Origin of the sequence: Acidithiobacillus concretivorus (assembly GCF_018853445.1) — a bacterium.
In the GTDB taxonomy this organism is placed as follows: Bacteria; Pseudomonadota; Gammaproteobacteria; order Acidithiobacillales; family Acidithiobacillaceae; genus Acidithiobacillus; species Acidithiobacillus concretivorus.
Map to the genome: position 1 here is coordinate 13,332 of NZ_JABELD010000069.1, position 23,818 is coordinate 37,149.

Below are 23,818 nucleotides of genomic sequence, written 5' to 3' on the forward strand. Positions count from 1 at the left end.
TAGCTCATGAAATTTACGGATATTTTTGTTCGTCGCCCGGTACTCGCTACGGCGTTGAGTCTGGTGATTTTCCTGCTGGGTCTCCATGCCTACACCATGATGACCGTCCGGGAATATCCGGCCCTGGTCAATACGGTGGTGACAGTCACCACGGCTTACCCCGGTGCCAGTCCCAGTACTGTGCAGGGCTTTATTACCGCACGTCTTGAAAAGGTCATCGCCAGCGCCCCGGACATCAACTACATGACCTCCAACAGTGCGGAGGGGTCCTCCACCATTACGGTGTACATGAAGCTGAATTACAGTCCCAGCGCCGCAGTGGCCAACATTCAATCCAAAGTCCAGCAGGTGACTGATCAGTTACCCACGGGTAGCCAGTTACCCGTGATCAACGTCACAGTGGGCGACACAACAGATTTGATGTATATCGCTTTTTACGGAAATCAGCTCAGTCAGCAACAAATTACTGATTATTTGCTGCGCGTGGCGCAACCGCGTTTGGCCTCAGTACATGGTGTCGGTGAAGCCCAGATTTTGCCTCCTGGTGCCGGCAATGGGAATACCTATGCCATGCGCGTCTGGCTGAACCCGCAGAAAATGGCCGCACTCAATGTGACTGCTGCCCAGGTTTCCCAAGCGCTGACAGCCAATGATTTCATCTCGGCCGTGGGGCGGACCCGGGGTAAAACTGTACAAAACACCATTGTGGCTACTACCAGTCTGCACAATGTCAGTGAATTCCGTGATCTGGTCATCAAGCAGTCGGGTAACACTCTGATTCGCCTGAAAGATGTCGCCCATGTTGAACTCGGTGCCCAGAATTATGATTCCCAGGCCTTTTTTAATGGTAAATCGGCAGCGTTCATCGGCATTCAGGAATCTCCCTCAGCCAATTCTCTGGACGTAGCCGCAGGCGTCAAAACCGCTCTGGCGAAACTCAAAAAAAGTCTGCCGCCGGGTATGCACGAAGAAATTCCTTATGATGCCAGTGCATTTATCAAGGCTTCCATTGACGAAGTATTGATGACCATTGGTATCACCCTGGCGGTGGTCGTGCTGGTTATCTTCCTCTTCCTCGGCTCATTCCGGGCAGTGGTTATTCCGGCAGTGGCTATTCCTCTGTCCATTGTTGGCGCAGGCCTGATCATGTGGTCCATGGGCTTCACCATCAATCTGCTGACCCTGCTGGCAGTGGTTCTGGCCATTGGGCTGGTGGTGGATGACGCCATTATCGTTGTAGAAAACGTGCATCGGCATATTGATGAAGGCAAGAGCCCTTTTGATGCCGCCTTGCTGACCGGACGCGAACTGGGTGGTCCGATTATCGTCATGTCCACCACCTTGATTGCGGTGTTTGCACCGATTGGCTTTATGGGTGGGCTCACCGGCAGTCTGTTTGGAGAATTTGCCTTTACCCTGGTGGCAGCGGTGCTGATTTCCATGATTGTGGCTTTGACGCTGTCGCCCATGCTCTCCAGCAAGGTCTTGAAGCCCACCAAGGAACATGGCTTTGAGCACTTCATCGATCAGCGCTTTGTCGGTTTAAGAGGTTTTTATGACCGAGTTCTGCATGGTGTCCTGAATTTTGTGCCCGTAGTCATGCTTTTTGCCATTGTCGTATTCGGCAGTATTTATTTCCTGTTCTCCACTTCCAAATCGGAACTGGCGCCACAGGAAGATCAGGGCATCATTTTCAATGCTGGTACTGGTGGTCCGACTATCACCCCGGACCGACTGGCGCATTATGGCAAGCAGATTTTGAAGGTTTTCAATAACTATCCGGAAAAAAAGGCGACTTTCATGGTCACTGGAATTTCTGTCGGTAGTGGTGGTGGAACCAACAGCCTTTTTGCAGGTATGCGTTTGACCAACTGGGCTGATCGTTCCGTTACGGCCATGCAGATTCAGCCCAAATTGCAGCAGCAATTGCAAAGCGTTCCTGGGCTGCAGGTGGCCTCTTTCTTGCCGCCACCATTACCCGGATCTGCGGGCGGCCTGCCAGTACAATTTGTTCTGCAGAGCCCCGGCAGCTACGATAAAATGGATCAGGTAGCGGATCAGGTCATTGCCAAGGCCTACCAAAGCGGAATGTTCTTTTATGTAACCAAGGACTTGCGTATTGACAATCCGGAACTGGTGCTGAAAATCCATCGCAATATCGCCGCCAATCTGGGTTTGACCATGGCGGAAATTGCCCAGGATCTGCAACCTTTGCTGGGCGGCAACTATGTCAACCGCTTTGATATGCAGGGACGCAGCTACAAGGTTATTCCCCAGGTGCCGGACAAGTTCCGCACGGACCCGGAGGCCCTTAAGGACTACTATATTGCCACGGCGACGGGGCAAATGGTGCCCCTGTCAACGGTCGTATCCATCGAAACCAAGGTTGAACCCCAGTTCCTGCCGCAATTTCAGCAGCTCAACTCGGTCACCATTCAGGCGGTTCCCAAGCCGGGGGTGACCATGGGGCAATCCCTGAATTTCTTCCGGACCACCGCCGACAAAATCATGCCCAAAGACTTTTCGGTCAACTACGCCAGCCAGTCGCGCGAGTACATGCAGGAAAGTGGTGGATTGTTGACCACTTTTGCGCTCGCTATCATCCTGATTTACCTGCTGTTGGCGGCTCAGTTTGAAAGTTTCCGGGACCCCTTGATTGTGCTGATTACCGTGCCCATGTCCATTAGTGGTGCGCTGATATTTGTCAGCCTGGGGTTGGCCTCCATCAATATCTACACGGAGGTGGGCCTGATCACTCTGATCGGTTTGATTGCCAAGCAGGGTATTCTGATTGTGCAGTTTGCCAATGAAATTCAGCGTCACGAAGGATTGGGCAAACGCGCCGCCGTAGAAAAGGCGTCGAGTATTCGTTTGCGCCCGATTCTGATGACCACCGGAGCCATGGTACTCGGGGTTCTCCCCCTGCTCCTCATGAACGGACCTGGCGCCGTCAGTCGTTTCCAGATGGGTCTGGTCATTTTCACCGGTTTGGGCATTGGCGCGCTGTTTTCACTGTTCGTGGTACCCGCCATGTATATGGTGCTGGCCAAGGATTTGCGTGGAAGCGAGGAACCAGCCGAGTCGGTTTCCTGATCCGGTCTCACTGGCTGATCAGGTCAGGCTTTTGATCCTGAAAACGGTGGGTGGCTGGGAAGCTTTGCAGCGACTTTGTCCCGCGCCGTTGTTGTTCTTGGTGAAATCCTGCGCCCGTCAGGAGAGCTGTTTGAGCCCATAGGGCGAGTTCTCTCCTGACAGCAGGATGAACCTTAGAACAACAGGCAAGGGACGTTGGAGCAAAAAGCTTCCCAGCCACCCGCCGTTTTCAGGGGGTCAGTATCCGGTTTTCACTTGACAAAAAATCGAGGGAACAGAAGAATGCTGGGATATTAGAGTATTTAAAACGACGCAGATCATTCATAAGGTTGATTTCATGATAAAGAGGGTTTCCCCAGGCCGTTCAGCTTCAGCGCAGGGGAAGCAATGACTGCGCAACGTATTGATGGCAAAGCTATTGCCAAAAAACTGCAGGCAGAAACTGCCGAAAAAAGTAGGACGTTTCTCAAAAACCATGGTCGGGCTCCAGGCCTGGCAGTGGTTCTGGTAGGTAATAATCCGGCCTCCGAAGTGTATGTCCAGAAAAAACGCGACACCTGCAAAAGCGTGGGTATCCATTCTCTGGCGGTAAATCTCCCGGCCACAAGCAGTCCTGAACAACTACTCCAGAAAATAGCCGAGTTAAATGCTGATGACAGCATTGATGGCATTCTCGTGCAATTACCCCTCCCCCCTCAGTTTGATCCTGAAGTCATCATTGAAGCCATAGCCGTCCAGAAAGATGTGGATGGCTTTCATCCCTATAACGTCGGACGCCTCGTCCTCCGCGCGCCTTTGCTGCGTTCCTGCACACCAGCCGGTATCATGACCCTGCTTGATGAAATTGACCTGGATGTTCGCGGCAAGGAGACGGTGATTGTTGGTGCCTCCAATATTGTCGGACGACCCATGGCTATGGAGCTTTTACTGGCAGGGGCCACCGTCACAGTTTGTCATCGCTTTACCCGCAACCTTCAAGCCCATGTGGAGCGCGCAGAACTTCTGATTGCTGCCGCTGGCAAGCCGGGTTTGATTCCCGGTCAGTGGGTCCGCGACGGCGCTGTGGTCATTGATGTTGGTATCAATCGTTTGCCGGATGGACGCCTGACCGGCGATGTAGACTTTGCCGAAGCCGAAAAAAGAGCAGCCTGGATTACTCCGGTTCCTGGCGGAGTCGGGCCCATGACCGTGGCCACGCTCCTACAAAACACCGTGACTGCCGCCGAGCAAAGAGTGCAGCAACGTCATGACTGAAAACGAGCCGTCAGAATCCTCTGAAAATCCGGCATCTCTGGATAATGCAGATCTCTATTTCAATCGTGATCTGAGTATTCTCGCCTTTAACCAACGCGTACTGGCACTGGCCGATGATCCACGCGTCCCGTTACTGGAGCGCTTACGCTTTCTGACCATTGTTTCCAGTAATCTCGATGAGTTTTTTGAAGTACGCATGGCCGGATTACTGCAAAGGCGCAAATTCGGTGCCGGACCCTTGGGCCCTGACATGCTGGGTCCGGATCGGGAAATTGCAGCCGTTGCACAAATGGCCCATGAAATCATCCAGGAACAGTACCTCTGCCTGAACCAACGTCTGCTCCCGGCCCTGGCCAAAGAAGGCATTAGGCTGCTGCGGCGCAAGGAATGGCGAGCCGCACAAAAGCGCTGGATCAGCAATTATTTTCAGACCGAAGTCATGCCCTTGTTGACCCCTCTCAGCCTGGACCCGGCGCATCCCTTTCCTAAAGTGCAAAACAAGGGTCTGAATTTTGCCATTGTTCTGGAAGGACAGGATGCTTACGGACGGCGCAGCCCCATTGCCATCGTCCAGGCCCCCAGGATTCTTCCCCGAATCATCCAGATCCCTCCCCATCTGGCGGGTCCCAGCGATTTCGTTTTTCTTTCCTCCGTCATTCACGAACACGTCACTGCACTGTTTCCCGGCCTGAAAATTCTCGGTTTTTACCAGTTCAGGGTCACCCGTAACAGCGAACTGTTTGTGGATGAGGAAGAAGTGGATAACCTTCTGGACGCACTGGTGGACGAATTGCCCATGCGTCCTTTCGGGGAAGCTGTACGCCTGGAAGTCGCCAACAATTGCCCCCGCGAAGTCGTCGATTATCTGCTCAAACATTTTGAACTGGCCGATGACAATCTCTATTCACTGGCCGGACCGGTGAACTTGTCCAGACTGGCGGCCATTATTGACATGGTGCCGCGCCAGGACCTGCTTTTTCCGCCTTTCGTACCGGGGCTACCCAGCGTCTGCTCCCGGCCGGAAAATATTTTTGTGCGCCTGCGTGAAGCACCAATTCTGCTGCATCATCCCTACCAGAGCTTTAATCCGGTGCTCGATTTTCTGCGTCAGGCGGCGAGTGATCCCCAGGTTATTGGTATCAAACAGACCCTGTATCGCACCACTCCTGACTCGCCTCTGATTGATGCCCTGATTGAAGCAGCTCTGGCTGGTAAGCAGGTCACTGCCGTGGTGGAACTCAAGGCACGCTTTGATGAAGCCAACAACATCCGTATGGCCGAGCGTCTGGAAGAAGTGGGTGTACAGGTCGTGTACGGGGTCGTCAACCACAAAGTCCATGCCAAAATGATTCTGGTATTGCGTCGTGAGGAAGAAGGTATCCGCCTTTATGGTCATCTCGGCACAGGTAACTACCACCCCCGCAACGCCAGGATTTATACCGACTTGAGCCTGTTGACCGCCGATTCTGACATTACGGCCGACATGAACGACTTGTTCATGCACATCACCGGCATGGGCAAGGTGCCGCAATTGCGGCGCCTGCTGCAAAGTCCCTTCACCCTGTTTAACAGCGTCATGCAAGCCATTGAAGCAGAAACCCGCAGGGGTAGCGAAGGACGTATTCTGGCACGGGTAAACGCGCTGGTAGAGCCGGAGTTGATTCGTGCCCTGTACCGGGCCTCCCAGGCGGGTGTCGCAATTGATCTGGTAGTGCGCGGTGCCTGCGCCCTGCGTCCCGGCATCCCTGGCGTTTCCGAGCATATTCGGGTGCGCTCCATTGTCGGTCGTTTTCTGGAACACAGTCGGGTTTATTATTTTGGCAATGGACGACATCCCAAGCTGTGGATTTCCAGCGCGGACTGGATGGGTCGCAACCTGTTTAGACGCCTGGAGGTGGCCGTTCCCATACTGGACCCGGACCTGCGCGCTCGAGTTCTCGAGGAAACCTTGCAACTTTATCTGCAAGATGACTGCAATGCCTGGCTCATGAAAGCGGACGGCAGCTATGAACATTTGCGCCGAAACCCGGAAGATGACTGTCAATCCGCCCAGGAAATCCTGCTGCGGCATTATGATCGCAGCAGTCATCATGGCTAAAAAAGAAAGCTAGGCATGCTCAGAACACTGGTCCTCAACAGCAAGGGTGGTGCGGGCAAAACCACTGTGGCGACCAATCTGGCCAGCCTTCTGGCGCTGCGCGGGACGGTTCTCCTTGCCGATCTGGACCCCCAGCAATCGTCGTCCCATTGGGTCAAACGCCGCTCGCCAATGCTTCCCAAGCTGAATGTGGTGGAAGATGCCGAACGCGACTTCCGTGATTACCCTGCCAGTGACTATGTGGTCATGGACGCCCCTGCCGGCCTTAAAAAAAAGCGCCTTGAAGATATGCTCGGTGAGGTAGAGGTTCTGCTAGTCCCCATCGGCCCCTCCCTTTTTGATCTGGATGCCAGCCAGCTATTTCTGCAAAAACTGGAAGAGATCAAGCGGTACCGTAAAGGTAAAGTGCGGATGGGCGTGATTGCTAATCGGGTGAATGCGCGTACCCGGGGTGCCCAGCATCTGCAAAGTGTCCTGAGCGAATGGAATCTGCCCGTGGTAGCGACCTTGCGGGATAGCCAGATTTACGTCCGTGCCGCTCAATGTGGTGCCGGAATTGCCGACATGCGTGCTGCAGAAAATCGCAATGAACTGCCGCAATGGGTACGCATACTGAATTTTGTCATGGAGGATGGTGGTGGAAGAGGAGCTTAAATTACAAATCATGGACGATACGGCTCCAGTCTGGAAACGTATTGCCGAACACCCTCTACTGGCCATCAGCAAAGAACCTCCTCTTCAGCTTCATGCGTTTTATTTTGATAGTCGAGACAACGCCCTGCAACGTGCGCGTCTGGCTTACCGCGTGCGCCGCGAAGATGATGCCTGGATAGCCACACTCAAGGCCAGTGGCCAATCGGCGGGCGGTCTGCACCAACGTCCAGAGTGGAATGTAGCGGTCGAAAGTAATCAGCCCGACCTGAGCGTCTTCACAGACAGTGAAGCCGCCGCCATGCTCGCACCCTTCACGGAACTGGACTTGCAGGTCATTCTTGAAACCCGTTTCGAACGCCACGAAAGCCGGGTTACCAATACCGATGGTAGTGAAATCATTGTGGCGCTAGATCGCGGGGAAATTCTGGCCAGAGGCCAGAGCGAACCCATCCGCGAGGTAGAACTAGAACTCGCCCAAGGGAATGCAGCGGCAGTGCTCGAAATGGGTGCAGCTCTCTGTCAGGATCTTCCCCTGATTCCCGACCAGGAAAGCAAACTGTTTCGCGGTTTGCGCTTGGCCGGACTGATTTCCGATGAAAAACCCCGAGATACGGCCTGGCCCCTGCACCGCCGGGAAAATGCCGGCAACGCTTTCAGCCAGATACTGACCTGGCAGCTCCAGCAAATTATTCACGACACACGCAAACACTGGGCCAAAACTTCTGCGGAGAGTTTTCATGAGCTGCGTAAAAGCGTGCGCAGCCTCAGAGCCACTTTACGCTTTTGCCGGGTGCTCGATCCGGACAACCTATTACAATCCTTCCGCCTCGCACTTCAGGAATGGTTTCACCAGCAAAACCAAAAACGTGATTATGAAGCCCTGGTGGGATATTGGACCGAAATTGCCACAACCATGACGCTGGACCCCGCTCCTTTGCAGGGTATTTTATCTGCGCAAGCACCTCGGCAGGCCGAGCAGTTGCCGCAGCTTGTCGCCATTCTGCTGAAACTCTGGGCCACTTTAATGCGACAACCATTGACCTACACAAAAAGCCTTCAGGATTTCAGCGAAACACAATTACATCGCGAAGACCGCAAACTTATGGCTGCCGGCAAAATGCTGCTGGATCATCCCGAAGCCTTACACAGCCTGCGCATCCGTATCAAAAACACCCGTTATGTGATGATCACCCTGGCGCCGCTATGGCCCGGAAAAGATAGCAAAGCATTACTGAAATTACTGGCGACGTTGCAGGGTATCGCCGGAGAAATCCACGATGCGGACATGGCAGGCCAATATCTGAATCCCCTGACCAACAATCGTAAAGCCGGTGTGGCTTTTCAGGCGGGTGCGTTATTGGGGTTCCTGCAAGGCCGCGAGGCCCGGCAGCGTAAAAAATTTCAGAAATTCTGGTTGCGTCTGGAATCTACGGCCCGCCCCTGGGATAGCTAAGCGGCAGGGTAAGATCGCTGGATGACCTCGGCCAGATCGCGGGAAAGGTTGGTTTTGGCTGCCAACAGTTGCAGGGCATTCATCATGCCTTGCTGGCGGACCTTATCGTAGCGTTGCCAACGACTGAGGGGGGTGGCCAGACGGGCGGCGGTTTGCGGATTGATATCATCCAGCCTACGGATTTGCTCGGCAAAAAAAACGTAACCCGATCCGTCGGCTGCATGAAACATGGTCGGATTCATAGAAAAGGCACCCAACACCGCGCGCACCCGATTGGGCACTCTCCAGTCGAAGGCCGGATGCACCAAAAGATGCTGCACATGGCGCAAGGTGTCGGGGCGCGGTGCCATGGCCTGAATGGCAAACCATTTGTCGATCACCAGCGGGTAATCCTGCCATTTCTGGTAAAAATCTAGAAGGATGTCTTCAGCATCATGTTTGGGATGCTGCACCAGCAACTGAAAAGCGGCCAGACGGTCTGTCATGTTGTCGGCCTGCACATATTGCTGACGCGCATGCAGGGTCATGTCCTCGTGACGACTGTGATCACTATGAATCAGATAACTCAAGGCCATATTACGAAGACGGCGACGACCGATGGAGGCCCCATCCCGCTCATAAGCGCCCGCCAGATCCTGATACAGACCTAACCATTCATCATGAAAATGTGCGCCGATGGTATCGAGCAGGGTTTCCCGCGCTTGATGAATGGCATCCACCGCAATGACCTGCATCTGTTCGCCGATATAATCCTCACTAGGCAAAGTCAGCAACTCCGCGCGAAAAGCCGGATCCATCTGGCTTTGTTTCAATGTGGCAGACAGCGCCTGCTCCAAGGCCGCAGGCAACGCCTCAAGTTCCTGATGGTTTTTTACCCCAGCCAGCAACGATTTTAGAGCCAACTCCTGAGTGCTTTCCCAGCGATTAAAAGGATCATCATCAACACCGGCCAAAAAACTACGAGCCTGCTCATCGAGCGCAATATCCAGACGCACCGGAGCAGAAAAACCCCGCAACAGGGAAGGTATTACCGGATCGGGCAAGTCCTCAAAAGTCCAGCTTTGCCGGGCCTGCTCCAATAAGATTACTTTTTCGGTGGCGCCTGTTTTATCCAGAACCGCTTTTTCTCCCTGGGTGTTCAGCAAAGCCATGCGCACCGGAACAGGTACTGGCTCCTTGTTTGACTGTCCGGGCGTAGCAGGGGTGAACTGCTGCAAGGTCAGCGTGTAGGAACGACGCGCAGGATCATAACTTCCCTCTGCCTTTACTTGTGGTGTTCCGGCTTGGGAATACCAGCGCCGAAACCGGGAAAGATCATAGTGATTAGCATCTTCCATGGCCTCCACAAAATCCTCAATGGTCACTGCATGACCATCATGTCGTTCAAAATACAGATCAGTACCCCGCCGAAAACCTTCCTTACCCAGCAAGGTATGAATCATGCGCACCAGTTCCGCGCCCTTTTCGTACACCGTCGCCGTGTAAAAGTTATTGATTTCCGAATAGGCATCGGGACGCACCGGATGCGCCAGCGGGCCCGCATCTTCAGGAAACTGGGCTGCACGCAAGCGGCGCACGTCACCAATGCGTTGCACCCCGCGCGAATTCATATCTGCACTGAATTCCTGATCCCGAAATACCGTCAAACCTTCTTTGAGGCTCAGTTGAAACCAGTCCCGCAAGGTCACCCGGTTACCCGTCCAGTTGTGAAAGTATTCGTGGGCAATGACCGACTCAACACCCTGATAATCCGTATCGGTGGCCGTTTCAGGGCTGGCCAGCACATATTTGGAGTTGAAAATGTTGAGGCCCTTGTTTTCCATGGCCCCCATATTGAAGCTGTCGGTCGCCACAATCATGTAGCGATCCAGATCATATTCGCGCCCGTAAACCTCTTCATCCCAGCGCATGGCCCGCTTCAGGCTTACCATGGCCTGATCGCAGGCTCCCAGGTCCCGCGCGGCCACATAAATTTCCAGCGCCACCGACCGGCCCGATTGCGTAACAAAAACATCGCGCTGTACGGCCAGATCACCGGCTACCATGGCAAATAAATAAGCGGGCTTGGGATAAGGATCTTCCCAACGCGCCCAATGCCAATTGTTGTCTTCATCCCCCTGGGCAATGCAGTTACCATTGGCCAGCAACACCGGACAGGTTTTTCGGGAAGCGTGCAAAGTCACCGTAAATTTGGCCAGACAATCCGGACGATCCAGATAATAGGTAATACGCCGGAAACCCTCTGCCTCGCATTGCGTCAAAAACTGCCCACCGGCAAAGTACAAACCGGACAGGGTCGAATTGGCAGCAGGATGAATCCGAACCCGGGTTTCCAACAAAAATTCCGGTTCTGGATTCAACAAGGTCAAACCCGTCGCATCAGAACGAAACAAATTTTCCGCCAAGGGCTGACCATCTCGCAAAACACTCAGCAACTCCAGGGATTCGCCGTCCAGATGCAACGCAGATACCGGCTCTGAACCCAGTCGCTGAAAATGCAGACGAGCCTCCACTTCGGTGTTTTCCGGATCCAGATGAACATTCAGCGCGACATCGGTAATCCGATAAAGGGGCGGCTGATAATCTTCGCGACGAATAACCGCATTATTTTCTTGAGCAGTCATCAACGGCAAGCTCCATTTTCAAGGCTAGTGATATGATCAACAAAATCGGCCAGACTTGTACGATCCAACCCATGCGCCAGAATAGCCTGATTATGTGTATTACAATAAATGAGGGTCGGGGTCGCCACTTCTCCGCTTTCACTCAGCAGCTTGGTATTATTTTCTACCGCAGCCTGAGTCGCCGGGTCAGGGTTTTTGGCGGGAGTAATACCGCCCTCTTCCGTCGCCTCATCAAAGCCTTTTTCATTTTCTGCCATGGCCGCAGCAGGATCACTGGCCCCCAAAATAGCCGCCGCTTTCCCGGCGCTGCTGGGCTTCAGGAAAGCCACGACCACATAGCGGACGCGCAATTTTCCTGCGGCAATAAGCGGTTTGGCTTCTTCGTAAAACTTGTGACAGTAAATGCAGTTAGGATCCACAAAAGCCGTCAGTTCTGGTCCTTTGTTTCCCAGCACAAAACTGTCTGCATGCGCTGCTTTTTCGGCCAAAACCGCAGCCGATGTCGGTTTGGGAATGAGTCCCAGCCTGATCATGTCGGCATGAGCGGCATCTTGACCTTGCTGATTGAGCACCGGCCCCGCCACCAGATATTTACCATCTGCTGTCGCATAGGCAATGGTCGGATGACCTTCCATACTGACTTCAATGCCCGTCAAACCACCAGGCCCAGGAAAAACCTTTTCAGCGCTGGCCTGACCATGGGTAACATCATTCAGCAGCTGCCTGGCACCATTCAAACTCAACTGACTACTGCTCGTAGCGGAGTCTGGATTGATGGCAAAGCGTTCGATAACGGCCCCCGTTAAGCCGCCAATAATTAACAGACCCACTGCCAGAGCGATAGATGATTTGTCCATGTATGAAAGTTAATCCTGTAAATTCTGAAAAAAGTGATAACAAAAGATTGTAAACCGCTGAGCGCATCAAGACCAGAAACGACAAGAACCGTAAAAACCATTAATACACGCGGCAATCTCTTGAAAGAAGACCTTCAACGCCAGAGTTGGTTCCAGAAATGGACGTTTTAGAGGCGGTTACCAATACGCAGCAGGCCTACCACCTGCCCTTCAATCAGCAAATCATCACGGGACAAATCCACCTCAATAGGAGAAAAATCAGGATTTTCAGGTAACAGGCTGACTTTACCCTGCATCCGTTGCCAACGCTTGACCGTCACTTCTCCGTTGACTCGGGCCACTACAATCTGGCCATTTTGCGGCGTAAAACCGGCTTCATGGCGCACTGCCAGAATATCGCCATCCAGAATACCCGCATCGCGCATACTCATACCCTGCACCCGCAACAAATAATCAGCCCCCGGCGAAAATAGTTTAGGGTCCACCGGCAACTGTCCTTCGCGAAACTCCTCAGCGAGCATCGGCTGCCCGGCGGCCACCCGCCCCACCAAAGGCAAGCCCGTGGTCTCACTCAAATCTTCGTGCAGGCGGATACCGCGCGCGGTGCCATTTTGCAACTCCAGATAACCCTTACGCGCCAACATGCGCAAATGGGTTTCCGCCGCATTGGGCGATCGAAAGTCAAAGGCTTTCATTAATTCCGCGCGAGTGGGTGGTAAATTGTCTTCCAGCATCCGGGTGCGAATCCAGGTCAAAATCTCGGCCTGACGCGGGGTCAGTTTATCCATGCCATGCCTCCAGAAGGCTCGGTACTTATACTTCTGTATTTTTATACAGCATGAAGAAAAACGCAAGACCGCTGCAAACTCGACAAAATGCTGCCCGCATCCGAACTACACCCTTCCAAGTTCCTGCCGGTTTTTTGACGACCGTAGTCGTAAGAATAAAACTTGCTCCCAGATTCAGCATGGTACCGAATTTGCGTCTGACGAGCCGGGGGATTGTCAATGACTATTTTATAACCGCTTGATTTATTTGGTGGGCCCGCACGGACTCGAACCGTGGACCAAGGGATTATGAGTCCCCTGCTCTAACCAACTGAGCTACAGGCCCTGAAGAGAGGGCACGAAATTGTTTCCGCGCCCGCATTTTTACCACATTTACCCTTCAGGAAGGAATGGTGACTTCGCCGTCCACAAAACTCTTTAAACGCTCAGAGCGGGAAGGATGGCGCAGCTTCCGCAGCGCCTTGGCTTCAATCTGACGGATACGCTCACGGGTCACATCAAACTGTTTACCCACTTCTTCAAGGGTGTGATCCGTATTCATGCCGATTCCAAAGCGCATACGCAACACCTTGGCCTCTCGGGCTGTCAGACCATTGTCCAGAAGTTCTTCGACCACTTCGCGAATAGCCGCGTTGACTGCTGATTCGGCTGGCGCGGTGACATTACGATCTTCAATAAAATCACCCAGATGGGAGTCTTCATTATCACCAATGGGGGTTTCCATGGAAATCGGTTCCTTGGCAATTTTCAGCACTTTGCGAATCTTGTCTTCGGGCATTTCCATGCGCTCTGCCAACTCTTCTGGAGTTGGCTCACGACCCATTTCCTGCAACATTTGCCGACTGATCCGGTTCAGCTTATTGATGGTTTCAATCATGTGCACCGGAATACGAATAGTGCGCGCCTGATCGGCAATACTGCGGGTAATAGCCTGTCGAATCCACCAGGTAGCGTAGGTAGAAAACTTGTAGCCACGCCGATATTCAAACTTGTCCACCGCCTTCATCAAGCCGATATTGCCTTCCTGAATCAAATCCAGAAATTGCAGACCACGATTGGTGTACTTCTTGGCAATGGAAATGACCAGACGCAGGTTCGCTTCGACCATTTCCTTTTTGGCCCGCCGGGCTTTTGCTTCACCGATAGACATCAAGCGGCTGGCTTCCTTGATTTCCGCGACCGGCAAGCCCGCCCGCTTTTCAATGCCTGCCAAACGCTTCATAATGGCGAGAATATCATCCCGATATTCCACTAACCGCGCGCTATAACTAAAGCCACCATTAATCTGTTGGTCTATCCAGTCCAGATCACTTTCATGACCGGGGTAGCTGCGCACAAATTCCTTCCGGGGAAAACGCGCCCGCTCAATACAAATCTCCATGAGCTCACGTTCGCATTGACGCACACCATCGGTTAAACCTCGCAAGGCATCAGCCATCACATCAATCTGGCGACCATTCAGCTTGATTTCCAGAAAACGCTCTGCCAGCTCGCGTCTTTTTTCCTGATAGCTTTCGTCATGCATTTCACCTTCAGCATGACTGGCAAGCAGATTCAGATAGGCTTCGCGAATAACTGCAAAGCGCTCCAGGGCTTCTTCCAACTGCGGACCCTTATCCGCTTCAAGAGTGCCTTCTTCGCCTTCTTCATCTTCACCATCCGTGTCTTCAGGCTCTTCGCCTTCCAGCACAACAGACTCTTCGTCTACACTGACAGCTTCTGCATCCAGGGCGTTGGGATCAATAAATGCATCCACCACTTCATCCAGACGCGTTTCCCCACGTTCAACCCGATCAGCAGCATCCAGCAACAGCGAGATAGTGGTCGGGCAGGTGGAAACCGCACGCAAAACCTGCATCAGACCATCTTCAATGCGGCGGGCTATTTCAATTTCGCCTTCCCGGGTTAACAGTTCAACTGTGCCCATCTCACGCATGTACATACGCACCGGATCACTGGTACGGCCAATATCCGCTTCGACTACAGCCAGAGCTTCCTCGGCAGCTTCTTCGGCTTCCTGGGCGGCCACGCCGACATTACCTTCACCATCCAGAAGAGTATCGCCATCCGGTGCTTCTTCAAACACGTCAATACCCATGTCATTAATCATGGAAATGACATTTTCCATCTGCTCAGGATCAAAAACTTCTTCGGGCAGATGATCATTAATCTCCCCGTAGGTCAGGTATCCCTGCTCTTTTCCGCGCGCAATCAGGCGCTTCAGCTCAGACCGCTGAGACTCATTGTCCACTACACTCTCACCGTCTCTCATAACTATCCTGCACTCGCGGAAAGCCGCACATTATATAAGAAAAACCACCTGGATGAAAAGCTAAATTCATTGACAGCATTCATCCATCCTTTTCGTCGGAACACTTCAGGATTCGGGAGGCTTGTGGCGACCGCGTCTGGTCAACAACACAATCTCGGCCCGCTCCTGCGCGGTTAACGCACCCAACCCCGAGCGATCCGCCGTAAGCGCCATATAGTCCCCTCGGGCGGAGCTCAGGCGTCGATTTACCCTGTGCACACATTCAGGTATTTCATTGCGCAATAATGCGCCTTCCTGACCATCTTCAGCCTCAGACATGACCAAGGCATAACAAAACTCTGCCAAGTCAGTACCAGCCAGTCTCGCCAAAAGCTCGTGAGAACTTAGATGGGTCATGTTTGCCAAAATATCAAGGGTGGCATCCAGTTTTTTTGCAATGGGGTCAGACGCAAATGGCAGCAGATCCTTTTCCAGTTGCTGCCAGACAGGATCATCGGGATGATTCAGGAGCAGGCGCATCGCGTTCTTAAAGAGGGATGGTCCCTCTTTGCTTCGCGACGGTTGCGCTGACACGGCCACAGAAGCTTCCCGACGACGTTTTTTAGAGGGTATGGCAAAGGCCAAACCACATAACTCCTGGAGTTTATGGAGGTAAACTTCCCGCAAAGTAGTATCATTTATCCGCTGTAAAAATTCCCGGGCTTCCCGCAGAAACTGGGCTTTTTCATCTTCTGCGGCAATATTATAGCGGCGCTGCAGTTCATCAAGAAAAAAATCGATCGCGGGCCGGGCCGTCGAAAATAAAGCTTCCAGCGCTGCCGCTCCCTGTTCACGCACCAGCGAATCCGGGTCCTGACCATCCGGCAAAAACAGCACGCGCAGCAGACGACCCTCACGTAACAACTCAGGTGCCATTTGCACCGCTCGCCAGGCCGCCTTGCGTCCGGCAGCATCCCCATCAAAGCACAGCAAAATTTCTGCAGCCGCACGAAACAGCATCTGTAGCTGACTTTCTCCAAGCGCCGTACCACTGGCGGCAACCGCATAATCCAGTCCGGCCTGATGCAGAGTGATGACATCCAGATAACCTTCCACCAGCACGGCGCGATTCATCCGGCGCAAACCGTCCCGCGCCTGATGAAGGCCATAGAGCACCTGCCCCTTGTGGTACAGCGGACCTTCGGGAGAGTTGAGATATTTGGGCTCCCGACCATCGAGACTGCGCCCCCCCAATCCGACCAGATGGCCGCGACCATCACGAATCGGAAAAATGACCCTGTCGCGAAAACGATCATAAACCGATTGATCCTCGCGGCTACTCACCAAACCTGCGCCAATCAGTGCGCGTCGGATATTTTCATCCTTACCCAGTTGCTGACTCAGAAAATTCGCGGCAGGAGGGGCATAACCCAATTCAAAACGCGTAATAATTTCCGGATGGAGACCACGGCTCTGCCAGTACTGCTGGGCCGCCGGATTTTTGGCGAGTGCATCCCGGTACAGGCTGACCGCTTTATCCAGAATCTGCCGAAAAGGGCGAAGATCTTCCTGAACAGACTGACCAACAGCCTCTTCAGGTAAGGCCACCCCGGCGTCTTCGGCCAGCAAGGCTACCGCCTCAGGAAAGGAAAGACGATCATGGGCCATCAGAAACCCAATGGCGTTACCATGGGCATGACATCCAAAACAATAATAAATCTGTTTTTCTGGACTCACTGAAAATGAGGGACTTTTTTCCTGATGAAAAGGACAGCAGGCCCAAAAGTCCTTACCCTTTTTCTTCAGGGGAACACGACCTTCCACCAGACGGATCAAATCGGTCCGTTCGAGGAGAGCATCTATAAATGCGGGAGAAAATTTGACCATGTTTCAGCGTAGCTCCAACTCACTGACACCGCCACCCCCCTGCTCAGGACGCGCCATACGCCACTGGATGATGCGCGGATCCTGATTGGCAAATTCCCTGACCATTTCAGCCAGGACGCCATTGCCTTTACCATGCAGCACCTCAATTTGCTGGCGACCGGAAGCCATGGCTCCATCCACATGGCGGCACAAAGCCTGCCAGGCATCTTCGCGCAGCTGACCGCGTAGATCGAGACGCCACGGATGGTTTTCTGGTGAAGCATACTGGGTACTCCCCTTTTCCTTGGGTATTTCCAGTGCGGAATCCGCGCGGAACTGCTCCAGCGGAATCCACACCTGCTTGCCGCGCAACTGAATTTGCAGACGTTGCCGGGCAGCATCTACACGGACAATCTGGGTAACCTGGCGCAGGGGCAGAAATAAGCCTTTGCTGCCGACTGCGGGAAAATCCACTGACACGGCTTCGGCCATCTGAAAAGGCATACCCAACTGTTCCAGTGCCGCACTGGCCGCCTGGGTATCCCGTCCAGATTTGAGCGCGGCAATGGTTTTCCGTACTTCACTGCGGGCATTCTGCAGCAACTGGGTCCACTCATTTCGGGCCTGTTCAGCTGCCCGCTCGCGATCCTGACGTGCCGCATCCAGTTCACGCTGCAAACGTTTCGCCGACTTGTCGGCTTCCATCCGTGCCTGAGCCGCTTCATCCATGGCCTGTTGTGCCGCGCGCAACAGGCCCTCACGTTGTGCTTCCCAGCGTTCCCAGTCCTCACGATCATCCGCGTACAGGGCCTCGGCGCGCAGCACCAGGGTTTCAGGCATTCCGACACGTCGCGCGATCGTTAAACCCTGACTGGCACCACCTACTCCCCATTGCAAGCGATAGGTTGGGGCAAGACGTTCTGCGTCAAAGCCCATACCTGCCAAAGCAACGGCAGCGCGGCTGAGCGCATAACGTTTCATGATTTCCTGATGACTGGTGAGTACCGTACAGGCTTGTGCCGACAGGAGCGCCTCGGCCACGGCCTGGGCCAGGGCACCCCCTTCACGGGGATCCGTGCCATTACCCAGTTCATCCAACAATACCAGACTGTGTTGATCAGCCTGCTCCAGCACCCTGCGCAAGCGACTCACCTGTGCCGAAAAAGTAGACAGGTCAGCCTGAATATCCTGAGCGTCACCGATAACCGCAAAACCTTGCCGAAAATATCCCAGACGACCCTCAGCCGCTACTGGCATACCTAAATAGGCCATCAAATGGTTTAATCCCAAAGCCTTGAGTAATGCCGTTTTACCACCCGTATTGGGTCCGGTAATCACCAGTTGATGATCAACTTCGCCCAAAGCCAGAGGATTACCAACCACCTGACCCGGATGCTGAATACACAGCAGGGGATGTCGTAAATTATGCAGGTCAAAGGCCGGACGACTATCCACCTGAACCAGCGTACCCTGATAATCCTTGCCCAGTTCCAGGCCAGCGCGAACTCCGTCCAGCCGTCCGATGTACTTTAAGGCACGACGCATGGAGGGCACTTGCTGGCTTACGGCCGCACTTAAGGCCCGTAGCACCTTTTCCTGCTCTAGACGTTCGGCCTGACGGTCTTGCACCAACTGGTTATTCAGGTCTACCGCCGTTAAGGGCTCCACAAAAAGGGTTTCACCACTCGCTGAACGATCATGCACAACCGCCTTGATGCGACCTTTGTGACTGGTTTTGAGGGGTAATACATAGCGGTCATTACGTTGGACAATCAGCTGATCTTGCCAGTAATCCTGCCAATCGGGATTACGTAAAAATCCCTGCAAAAAGCGTTGTATTTCACTGCGCCCCTGGCGTAGCTGGCGGCGAATGGCGCTTAATTCAGCACTGGCAGCATCCAGAAGTTCGCCTTCATCGTCCAGGGCCTGCTGCAGGTGCCGCAGTAGCGGCAGCGAAGGCTCCAGGTCTGTTGCCCATTCAGTCAGCGTGTCGTTGACTTCCCGCAAGGCCGAGGCATAGTGCTTCTGGCCATGCAAAACCCGGGTTATTTGCTGCAACTCGCGGCCGCTCAATACGGCACCGGGACGCTCAAGCAGGTCGAGCAGGGAACGCACATCCGGGAGAATTTGAATAGGCAGCGAAAAGCCAGCGGCAGACCGTTCCGCCAGCGCAAGCGCCATATTCTGACGCTGCTGAATTTCAGCAAGGCTTACCCAGGGATTAAGATTTTCTACATAATACTGCCCATATTCATGGGCGCATTTGGCCAGCCATGCGGCACGAATATCTTCCAGATCAAGGGCTCTGGAAAAGCTGTCCTGCCAGGGAACCACCCCTGCCACAGCGTCTTTCATCCGTTATTCAGACGTGCCTTTACTTTTTCCGCAACCAGCGCCATATCAGCCCGACCCAGCAATTGCGGTTTCAGACTGTTCAAAACCTTACCCATATCTTTGGGACCGCTGGCGGCTGTGTTTGAAACCGCTTCGGCAATCAAGGTATCAATGGCTTCCATACTCAGAGGCTCGGGGAGATAAGCGGAAAGGATGACAATTTCTGCTTCTTCCTTATCGGCAAGATCCGGGCGATTTCCCGCTCTGAACTGACTGGCAGAATCTTTTCTTTGCTTGATCAGCTTTTCGACGATACTCAAAACCTCGGTATCATCCAACTCGCGGCGATCGTCCACCTCACGTTGCTTGATCGCTGCCTGGAGCATGCGAATAGTGATAAGACGATCAGACTCACGAGCGCGCATCGCCGCCTTCATGTCCTCCTGAAGACGTTCGCGTAAAGACATACTTTAGTACATCCGAACCAAACGCATGGACTGACGACGCATCCGCTTCAAAGCACGCTTGCGAGCAGCAGCAGCCTTACGCTTGCGCTCTTCTGTGGGCTTTTCATAAAACTCGCGACGACGTACTTCCGTCAGGACTCCGGCTTTTTCACAGGAGCGTTTGAAGCGCCGCAGCGCTACTTCGAAAGGTTCATTTTCTTTAACACGAACAGTTGGCATAGAAGGTTTCTGACCTCATCAAAAATAAAAGCTTAGCGAGAAAGGGGCAGAGTATAGGCAGATCAACGGCGCGAGTCAAAAAGAAACCACACTCAGCAGCCGTTGTAAAAAACACAAAACTATAGTTGCATCTACTTGACAGGATGATCAAAAAAAATGCTAATATATGAAATCATAAAAACTCTTTTAGATATAGAATATTAGATTACAATGTTAGAGTCATTGTGGTCTTTAATATCGGGGATGCCCATGCGCACGGAAGTGAGAGAATTGAACGAAGCATTGCCCGATGTCTCGCCGGCTATTGACCCGCCACCTTTGGCTGATTTTATGGAAAGCGATCAGTCCAGCCCCTTTCTCACTCAGGATCAGGAGCTACAACTCATCCGCCGCCTGCGCCAGGGGGATGACTGCGCCAGAGCCACTCTGATATCTGCGCACATGCCTTTGGTCAGAGCGGTTGCCCGGGCGTACCGAAATAAGGGCCTCAGCCAGGAAGATTTGCTTCAGGAAGGTTACATGGGTTTACTGCGTGCCGCAGATCGCTTTCGGGAAGGTCTTGGTACCCGCTTTTCCAGCTATGCCACTTGGTGGATTCGAGAAGCCATGCAACGTGCACTCATCCGCTCCCGTTTCATCCGGCTTCCGGACTATCTGGCAAAATCGCTGCACGCCTATCTGCAGCGTGGTGAAGATGAAAACGAATCAACAGAAGACGCTCGGCGCGAGCAACGCCGGGAAGCTCTGGGGGTGCGTGAAAGTACCATGCGCGCTCTGGATTTTGCCGACATTCGTGTCTGCTCACTGGATGAAGAATTTACCGATGGCCCCAGTCGCATTGAACAGGTGCCTGGTGATACAGCCAGCCCGGACATGGACTACGACCGTGAATCCATCTGCAAGGCGCTCCGGGACCATCTGGCGGAGCTAAATGAAAAGCAACGGGAAGTGATGATCTTCCGCTACGGCATCCATGGCGATGCGCCCATGACGCTGGAAGCCGTGGCCGAACGTATGGGCGTCAGCCGTGAGGCAGTACGCCAACTGCAGGTTAGAGCTCTGACCCGGTTGCGTCAGTCACTTTCTGACAGTGGCTGGGGTGCCTGACGTTCCTGCAACATGGCCAAAAGGCGCCGCAGAGCAAGGGCGCGATGACTCACCTGATTTTTTTCTGCCACTGTCCATTCAGCCGCACTACGCGCAGCGCCCAGCGGCCAGAATAATGGATCGTAACCAAAACCACCTTCTCCCTGAAGCGTTTTACCCACAGTGCCCATCCAGAATCCCTGAGCCACAATGGGGGCAGGATCGTCGGCTGACTCCATAAAGACCATGCAGGCAATATAATAGGCTGCACGCGATGGCCCGGATAAAGCCCGCATCTGCTCAAGTAAGCGCTGATTATTCTCGGTATCCGTTGCGCCGACACCGGCATAACGTGCCGAAAACAAGCCTGGCGCACCCTGCAGGGCTGGCACACAAAGGCCCGAATCTTCTGCAAGAGACGCCATCCCTGAGAGAGCCGCAGCATGACGGGCCTTCAGCAAGGCATTCTCCACAAATGTGCTACCGGTTTCTTCTGCACCTTTGATACCTTGCTCGTCCTGCCCATGGACTGTGAAGCCGTATGCACTCAGCAGTGTCCGCATTTCCCGGATTTTGCCGGCATTACTACTGGCCAGCAGGATAGGCTTCAAGGCAAAGCCTCAGGAATTTCATCACGTTGACGGGCAATCAGGTCGCGAATGCCCTGCCGCGCCAGCGCCAGCATGGCGGCCATTTCCTGATCACTAAAAACAGCACCTTCAGCAGTGCCCTGCACTTCTACAAACGCGCCAGCACCCGTCATGACCACATTCATGTCTACTTCTGCATGACTATCTTCGGCATAGTCCAAATCCAGTACGGCCTGTCCCTGATACATCCCAACGGAGATGGCCGCTACCCAGTCGCGCAACGGATTACCCTGAACTTTTCCGTTTTGGCGCAGGGTCTGCAGTGCATCTGCTACGGCCAGACAGGCACCCGTGATGCTCGCCGTACGCGTGCCACCATCCGCCTGCAAAACATCACAATCCACCCAGATAGTGCGCTCGCCCAAGGCCTGTAAATCGACGGCAGCACGCAGACTACGGCCAATCAGCCGCTGAATTTCATGGGTTCGACCAGAAATTTTTCCCTTGGCCGATTCACGCTGCATCCGATCCTGAGTCGCTCTGGGCAACATGCTGTACTCCGCCGTCACCCACCCCTTCCCCGCCCCACGCAGAAAAGGCGGGACCTTTTCTTCAATGCTGGCGGTACACAACACCTTGGTGTCCCCGCAGGCCATCAGTACGGAGCCTTCGGCATGTTTGGTGAAATTGCGGGTAATTTCTATCGGGCGCAGAGCGTCTGCCATTCTTCCACTGGGTCGATTCATTTGCGGATACTCATCATGATGGGCGATGGGCGCATTGTAGACCTGTCCTTCTTTCACCATAACCCCCTATAATGCAGTCGTACCCCCCAAGAACGAGGAGCGCCTCATGTCTGCCACCGCGCATGTCGAAATCACCCAATTTCTGAAGCAGCACCATCTGGCCCAGTCACTCACCATTGCTGAAATCCAGACTCTGGCGGAATACGTCACCCATGCCCAGTTTCGCGCCGACCAGGTCATTGCCGAATGGGGCACGCTGGGTGAGGCTCTATTTTTCTGCGTCAAGGGAGAAATGGCCATTATCCACCATACCGCCGACGGCGATGAAATGGAGGTCGTGCGGGTCAGGGAAGGAGAAATGGCTGGAGAAATGTCTTTTTTTGACCGGCAACCACGCAGCGCGCGCATTCTTGCCAAAAGCGAAGACACTCAGGTTCTAGTCCTGACTCGCGCCCGATATCAACGCCTGAAAGTAGAGAAACCTTATATCACGGTCAACATTCTGGAACAGGCCATCATCAGCCTGGACCATCTGTTTCGCAATCTTTCCCAGAATTATACGGATTTTTCTACCTACATTTACGGCAAGGGCAAGCACTAGGCTCCGCTTCGCCGCTGCAGCAGTTGATGAATGCGCCGCAATCTTTCGAGGGGATCCTGTAGTAGCAGCAGATCCTGCTTTTCTTCTGGAGAAGCGGGTAACGCCTGAGCGAGCACCATTCCTGCTGTACTGGCATCCAGGTCCGTGGCCGCTTCTTCACCCAGCAATTCCTTCAAAATGGCGCGCAGGGTATCGTCTTCCCGGCGCATGGGCACTACCGGCTCCTCCGGCCAGTAGTGCACCGTTGCCGTGGCTAGAGCCCCCGCATAATGCCAGTCCTGAATACTGAAGCGTTGCTGTCCCTCTACCTGAATCTCCAGAACCCCCGGCTCACCACCCCAATCCACTATTCGCGCCAGTGTTCCTACCCGTTCCGGCTCCGCATGACCATCTCCCCGAGAGTGCGTCAAACAAATTCCAAAGCCATGATCATTGCGCAGGGAGCTGCTGACCATGTCCAGATAACGGGGTTCAAACACTCTCAATCCGATTAAGGCCTTGGGAAAAAGTACGGTTCGGAGTAAAAATAGGGGTATTGTATGCGTATCCGTCACTATGCTGTTCCTCTTACGAGTCTTCATGAATCCCAGCCTGAAACCATCCTCCACATTCTCACTATATGTACATTTGCCTTGGTGTAAAGCCAAGTGTCCTTATTGTGACTTCAATTCACATGCGGCAGACCATATTCCTGCAGAGCGTTATGCCCGCGCCCTGATTGCTGATTTGGATCGGGAGCTCCCACGCATCTGGGGACGACGTCTGCACAGTATTTTTATCGGCGGAGGCACTCCCAGCCTGTTTCCACCGGAAATCATCAACCAGCTGCTGTCCGAC

Annotated in this window: 19 protein-coding genes and 1 tRNA gene; 8 read left to right on the forward strand and 12 right to left on the reverse strand. The window is 53.6% G+C overall.

The window, feature by feature from the left end; all coding sequences use genetic code 11:
* Positions 1-6 precede the first annotated feature (6 nt).
* From HJG40_RS09670 to HJG40_RS09690, 5 genes are all read left to right on the forward strand, one after another.
* Complete coding sequence (locus HJG40_RS09670) at positions 7-3,093, forward strand: efflux RND transporter permease subunit (protein WP_215863999.1); 3,087 nt, start codon at positions 7-9, stop codon at positions 3,091-3,093.
* Positions 3,094-3,480: 387 nt separating this feature from the next.
* Positions 3,481-4,347, forward strand: coding sequence for a bifunctional methylenetetrahydrofolate dehydrogenase/methenyltetrahydrofolate cyclohydrolase FolD (folD, locus tag HJG40_RS09675; RefSeq protein WP_215864000.1), 867 nt, complete (start codon positions 3,481-3,483; stop codon positions 4,345-4,347).
* Complete coding sequence (ppk1, locus tag HJG40_RS09680) at positions 4,340-6,445, forward strand: polyphosphate kinase 1 (protein ID WP_215864001.1); 2,106 nt, start codon at positions 4,340-4,342, stop codon at positions 6,443-6,445. Before folD ends, ppk1 begins: the two co-directional genes overlap by 8 nt.
* A 15-nt stretch (positions 6,446-6,460) precedes the next feature.
* Positions 6,461-7,099 carry a nucleotide-binding protein gene (locus HJG40_RS09685; protein ID WP_215864002.1) on the forward strand — a complete coding sequence of 213 codons (639 nt, stop codon included), beginning with the start codon at positions 6,461-6,463 and terminating at the stop codon, positions 7,097-7,099.
* On the forward strand, positions 7,077-8,552 hold the full coding sequence (locus HJG40_RS09690) for a CYTH and CHAD domain-containing protein (protein WP_215864003.1): 1,476 nt from the start codon (positions 7,077-7,079) through the stop codon (positions 8,550-8,552). The genes HJG40_RS09685 and HJG40_RS09690 overlap by 23 nt, the downstream gene beginning before the upstream one ends.
* Here HJG40_RS09690 and pepN read toward each other — a convergent pair.
* The 9 genes from pepN to rpsU all read right to left on the reverse strand — a co-directional run bounded on the left by pepN (position 8,549) and on the right by rpsU (position 19,958).
* Entirely contained in the window at positions 8,549-11,176 is a 2,628-nt protein-coding gene (gene pepN / locus HJG40_RS09695) for an aminopeptidase N (RefSeq protein WP_215864004.1), read from the reverse strand. The two genes, HJG40_RS09690 and pepN, sit on opposite strands and share 4 nt — an antisense overlap.
* On the reverse strand, positions 11,176-12,033 hold the full coding sequence (dsbG, locus tag HJG40_RS09700) for a thiol:disulfide interchange protein DsbG (protein ID WP_215864005.1): 858 nt from the start codon (positions 12,031-12,033) through the stop codon (positions 11,176-11,178). Before dsbG ends, pepN begins: the two co-directional genes overlap by 1 nt.
* A 167-nt stretch (positions 12,034-12,200) precedes the next feature.
* Positions 12,201-12,821, reverse strand: coding sequence for a transcriptional repressor LexA (gene lexA, locus HJG40_RS09705; RefSeq protein ID WP_215864006.1), 621 nt, complete (start codon positions 12,819-12,821; stop codon positions 12,201-12,203).
* A 248-nt stretch (positions 12,822-13,069) separates the two neighbouring features.
* Positions 13,070-13,146 (reverse strand) — tRNA-Ile (locus HJG40_RS09710).
* 54 nt (positions 13,147-13,200) lie between these two features.
* Complete coding sequence (gene rpoD / locus HJG40_RS09715) at positions 13,201-15,093, reverse strand: RNA polymerase sigma factor RpoD (protein ID WP_215864007.1); 1,893 nt, start codon at positions 15,091-15,093, stop codon at positions 13,201-13,203.
* A gap of 105 nt (positions 15,094-15,198) precedes the next feature.
* Positions 15,199-16,959, reverse strand: coding sequence for a DNA primase (dnaG, locus tag HJG40_RS09720; protein ID WP_215864008.1), 1,761 nt, complete (start codon positions 16,957-16,959; stop codon positions 15,199-15,201).
* A gap of 3 nt (positions 16,960-16,962) precedes the next feature.
* Positions 16,963-19,293: an endonuclease MutS2 gene (locus HJG40_RS09725; RefSeq protein ID WP_215864009.1), complete on the reverse strand. Its 2,331-nt coding sequence runs from the start codon at positions 19,291-19,293 to the stop codon at positions 16,963-16,965.
* Complete coding sequence (locus tag HJG40_RS09730) at positions 19,290-19,739, reverse strand: GatB/YqeY domain-containing protein (RefSeq protein WP_215864010.1); 450 nt, start codon at positions 19,737-19,739, stop codon at positions 19,290-19,292. Before HJG40_RS09730 ends, HJG40_RS09725 begins: the two co-directional genes overlap by 4 nt.
* Positions 19,740-19,742: 3 nt before the next feature.
* The gene (rpsU, locus tag HJG40_RS09735) at positions 19,743-19,958 is read right to left on the reverse strand and encodes a 30S ribosomal protein S21 (protein ID WP_010636820.1); all 216 of its coding nucleotides are present in this window, start codon (positions 19,956-19,958) and stop codon (positions 19,743-19,745) included.
* A gap of 249 nt (positions 19,959-20,207) precedes the next feature.
* Between rpsU and HJG40_RS09740 the strand changes: the two genes are divergently transcribed.
* A complete protein-coding gene (locus tag HJG40_RS09740; protein ID WP_215864011.1) occupies positions 20,208-21,065 on the forward strand; it encodes a sigma-70 family RNA polymerase sigma factor in 858 nt (285 codons plus the stop codon).
* Here HJG40_RS09740 and rdgB read toward each other — a convergent pair.
* Entirely contained in the window at positions 21,032-21,655 is a 624-nt protein-coding gene (gene rdgB, locus HJG40_RS09745) for an RdgB/HAM1 family non-canonical purine NTP pyrophosphatase (protein WP_215864012.1), read from the reverse strand. The genes HJG40_RS09740 and rdgB overlap by 34 nt on opposite strands.
* Positions 21,652-22,440 carry a ribonuclease PH gene (gene rph, locus HJG40_RS09750; protein WP_438263565.1) on the reverse strand — a complete coding sequence of 263 codons (789 nt, stop codon included), beginning with the start codon at positions 22,438-22,440 and terminating at the stop codon, positions 21,652-21,654. Before rph ends, rdgB begins: the two co-directional genes overlap by 4 nt.
* A gap of 46 nt (positions 22,441-22,486) precedes the next feature.
* On the opposite strand from rph, the gene HJG40_RS09755 reads away from it, so the two are divergent.
* Positions 22,487-22,981, forward strand: coding sequence for a Crp/Fnr family transcriptional regulator (locus tag HJG40_RS09755; RefSeq protein ID WP_215864013.1), 495 nt, complete (start codon positions 22,487-22,489; stop codon positions 22,979-22,981).
* On the opposite strand, the gene HJG40_RS09760 is transcribed toward HJG40_RS09755, so the two are convergent.
* Entirely contained in the window at positions 22,978-23,535 is a 558-nt protein-coding gene (locus HJG40_RS09760) for an LON peptidase substrate-binding domain-containing protein (protein ID WP_215864014.1), read from the reverse strand. The two genes, HJG40_RS09755 and HJG40_RS09760, sit on opposite strands and share 4 nt — an antisense overlap.
* A gap of 25 nt (positions 23,536-23,560) precedes the next feature.
* Here HJG40_RS09760 and HJG40_RS09765 point away from each other — a divergent pair.
* Positions 23,561-23,818: radical SAM protein (locus HJG40_RS09765; RefSeq protein ID WP_368356036.1), on the forward strand; the 258-nt coding region annotated here is incomplete at its 3' end.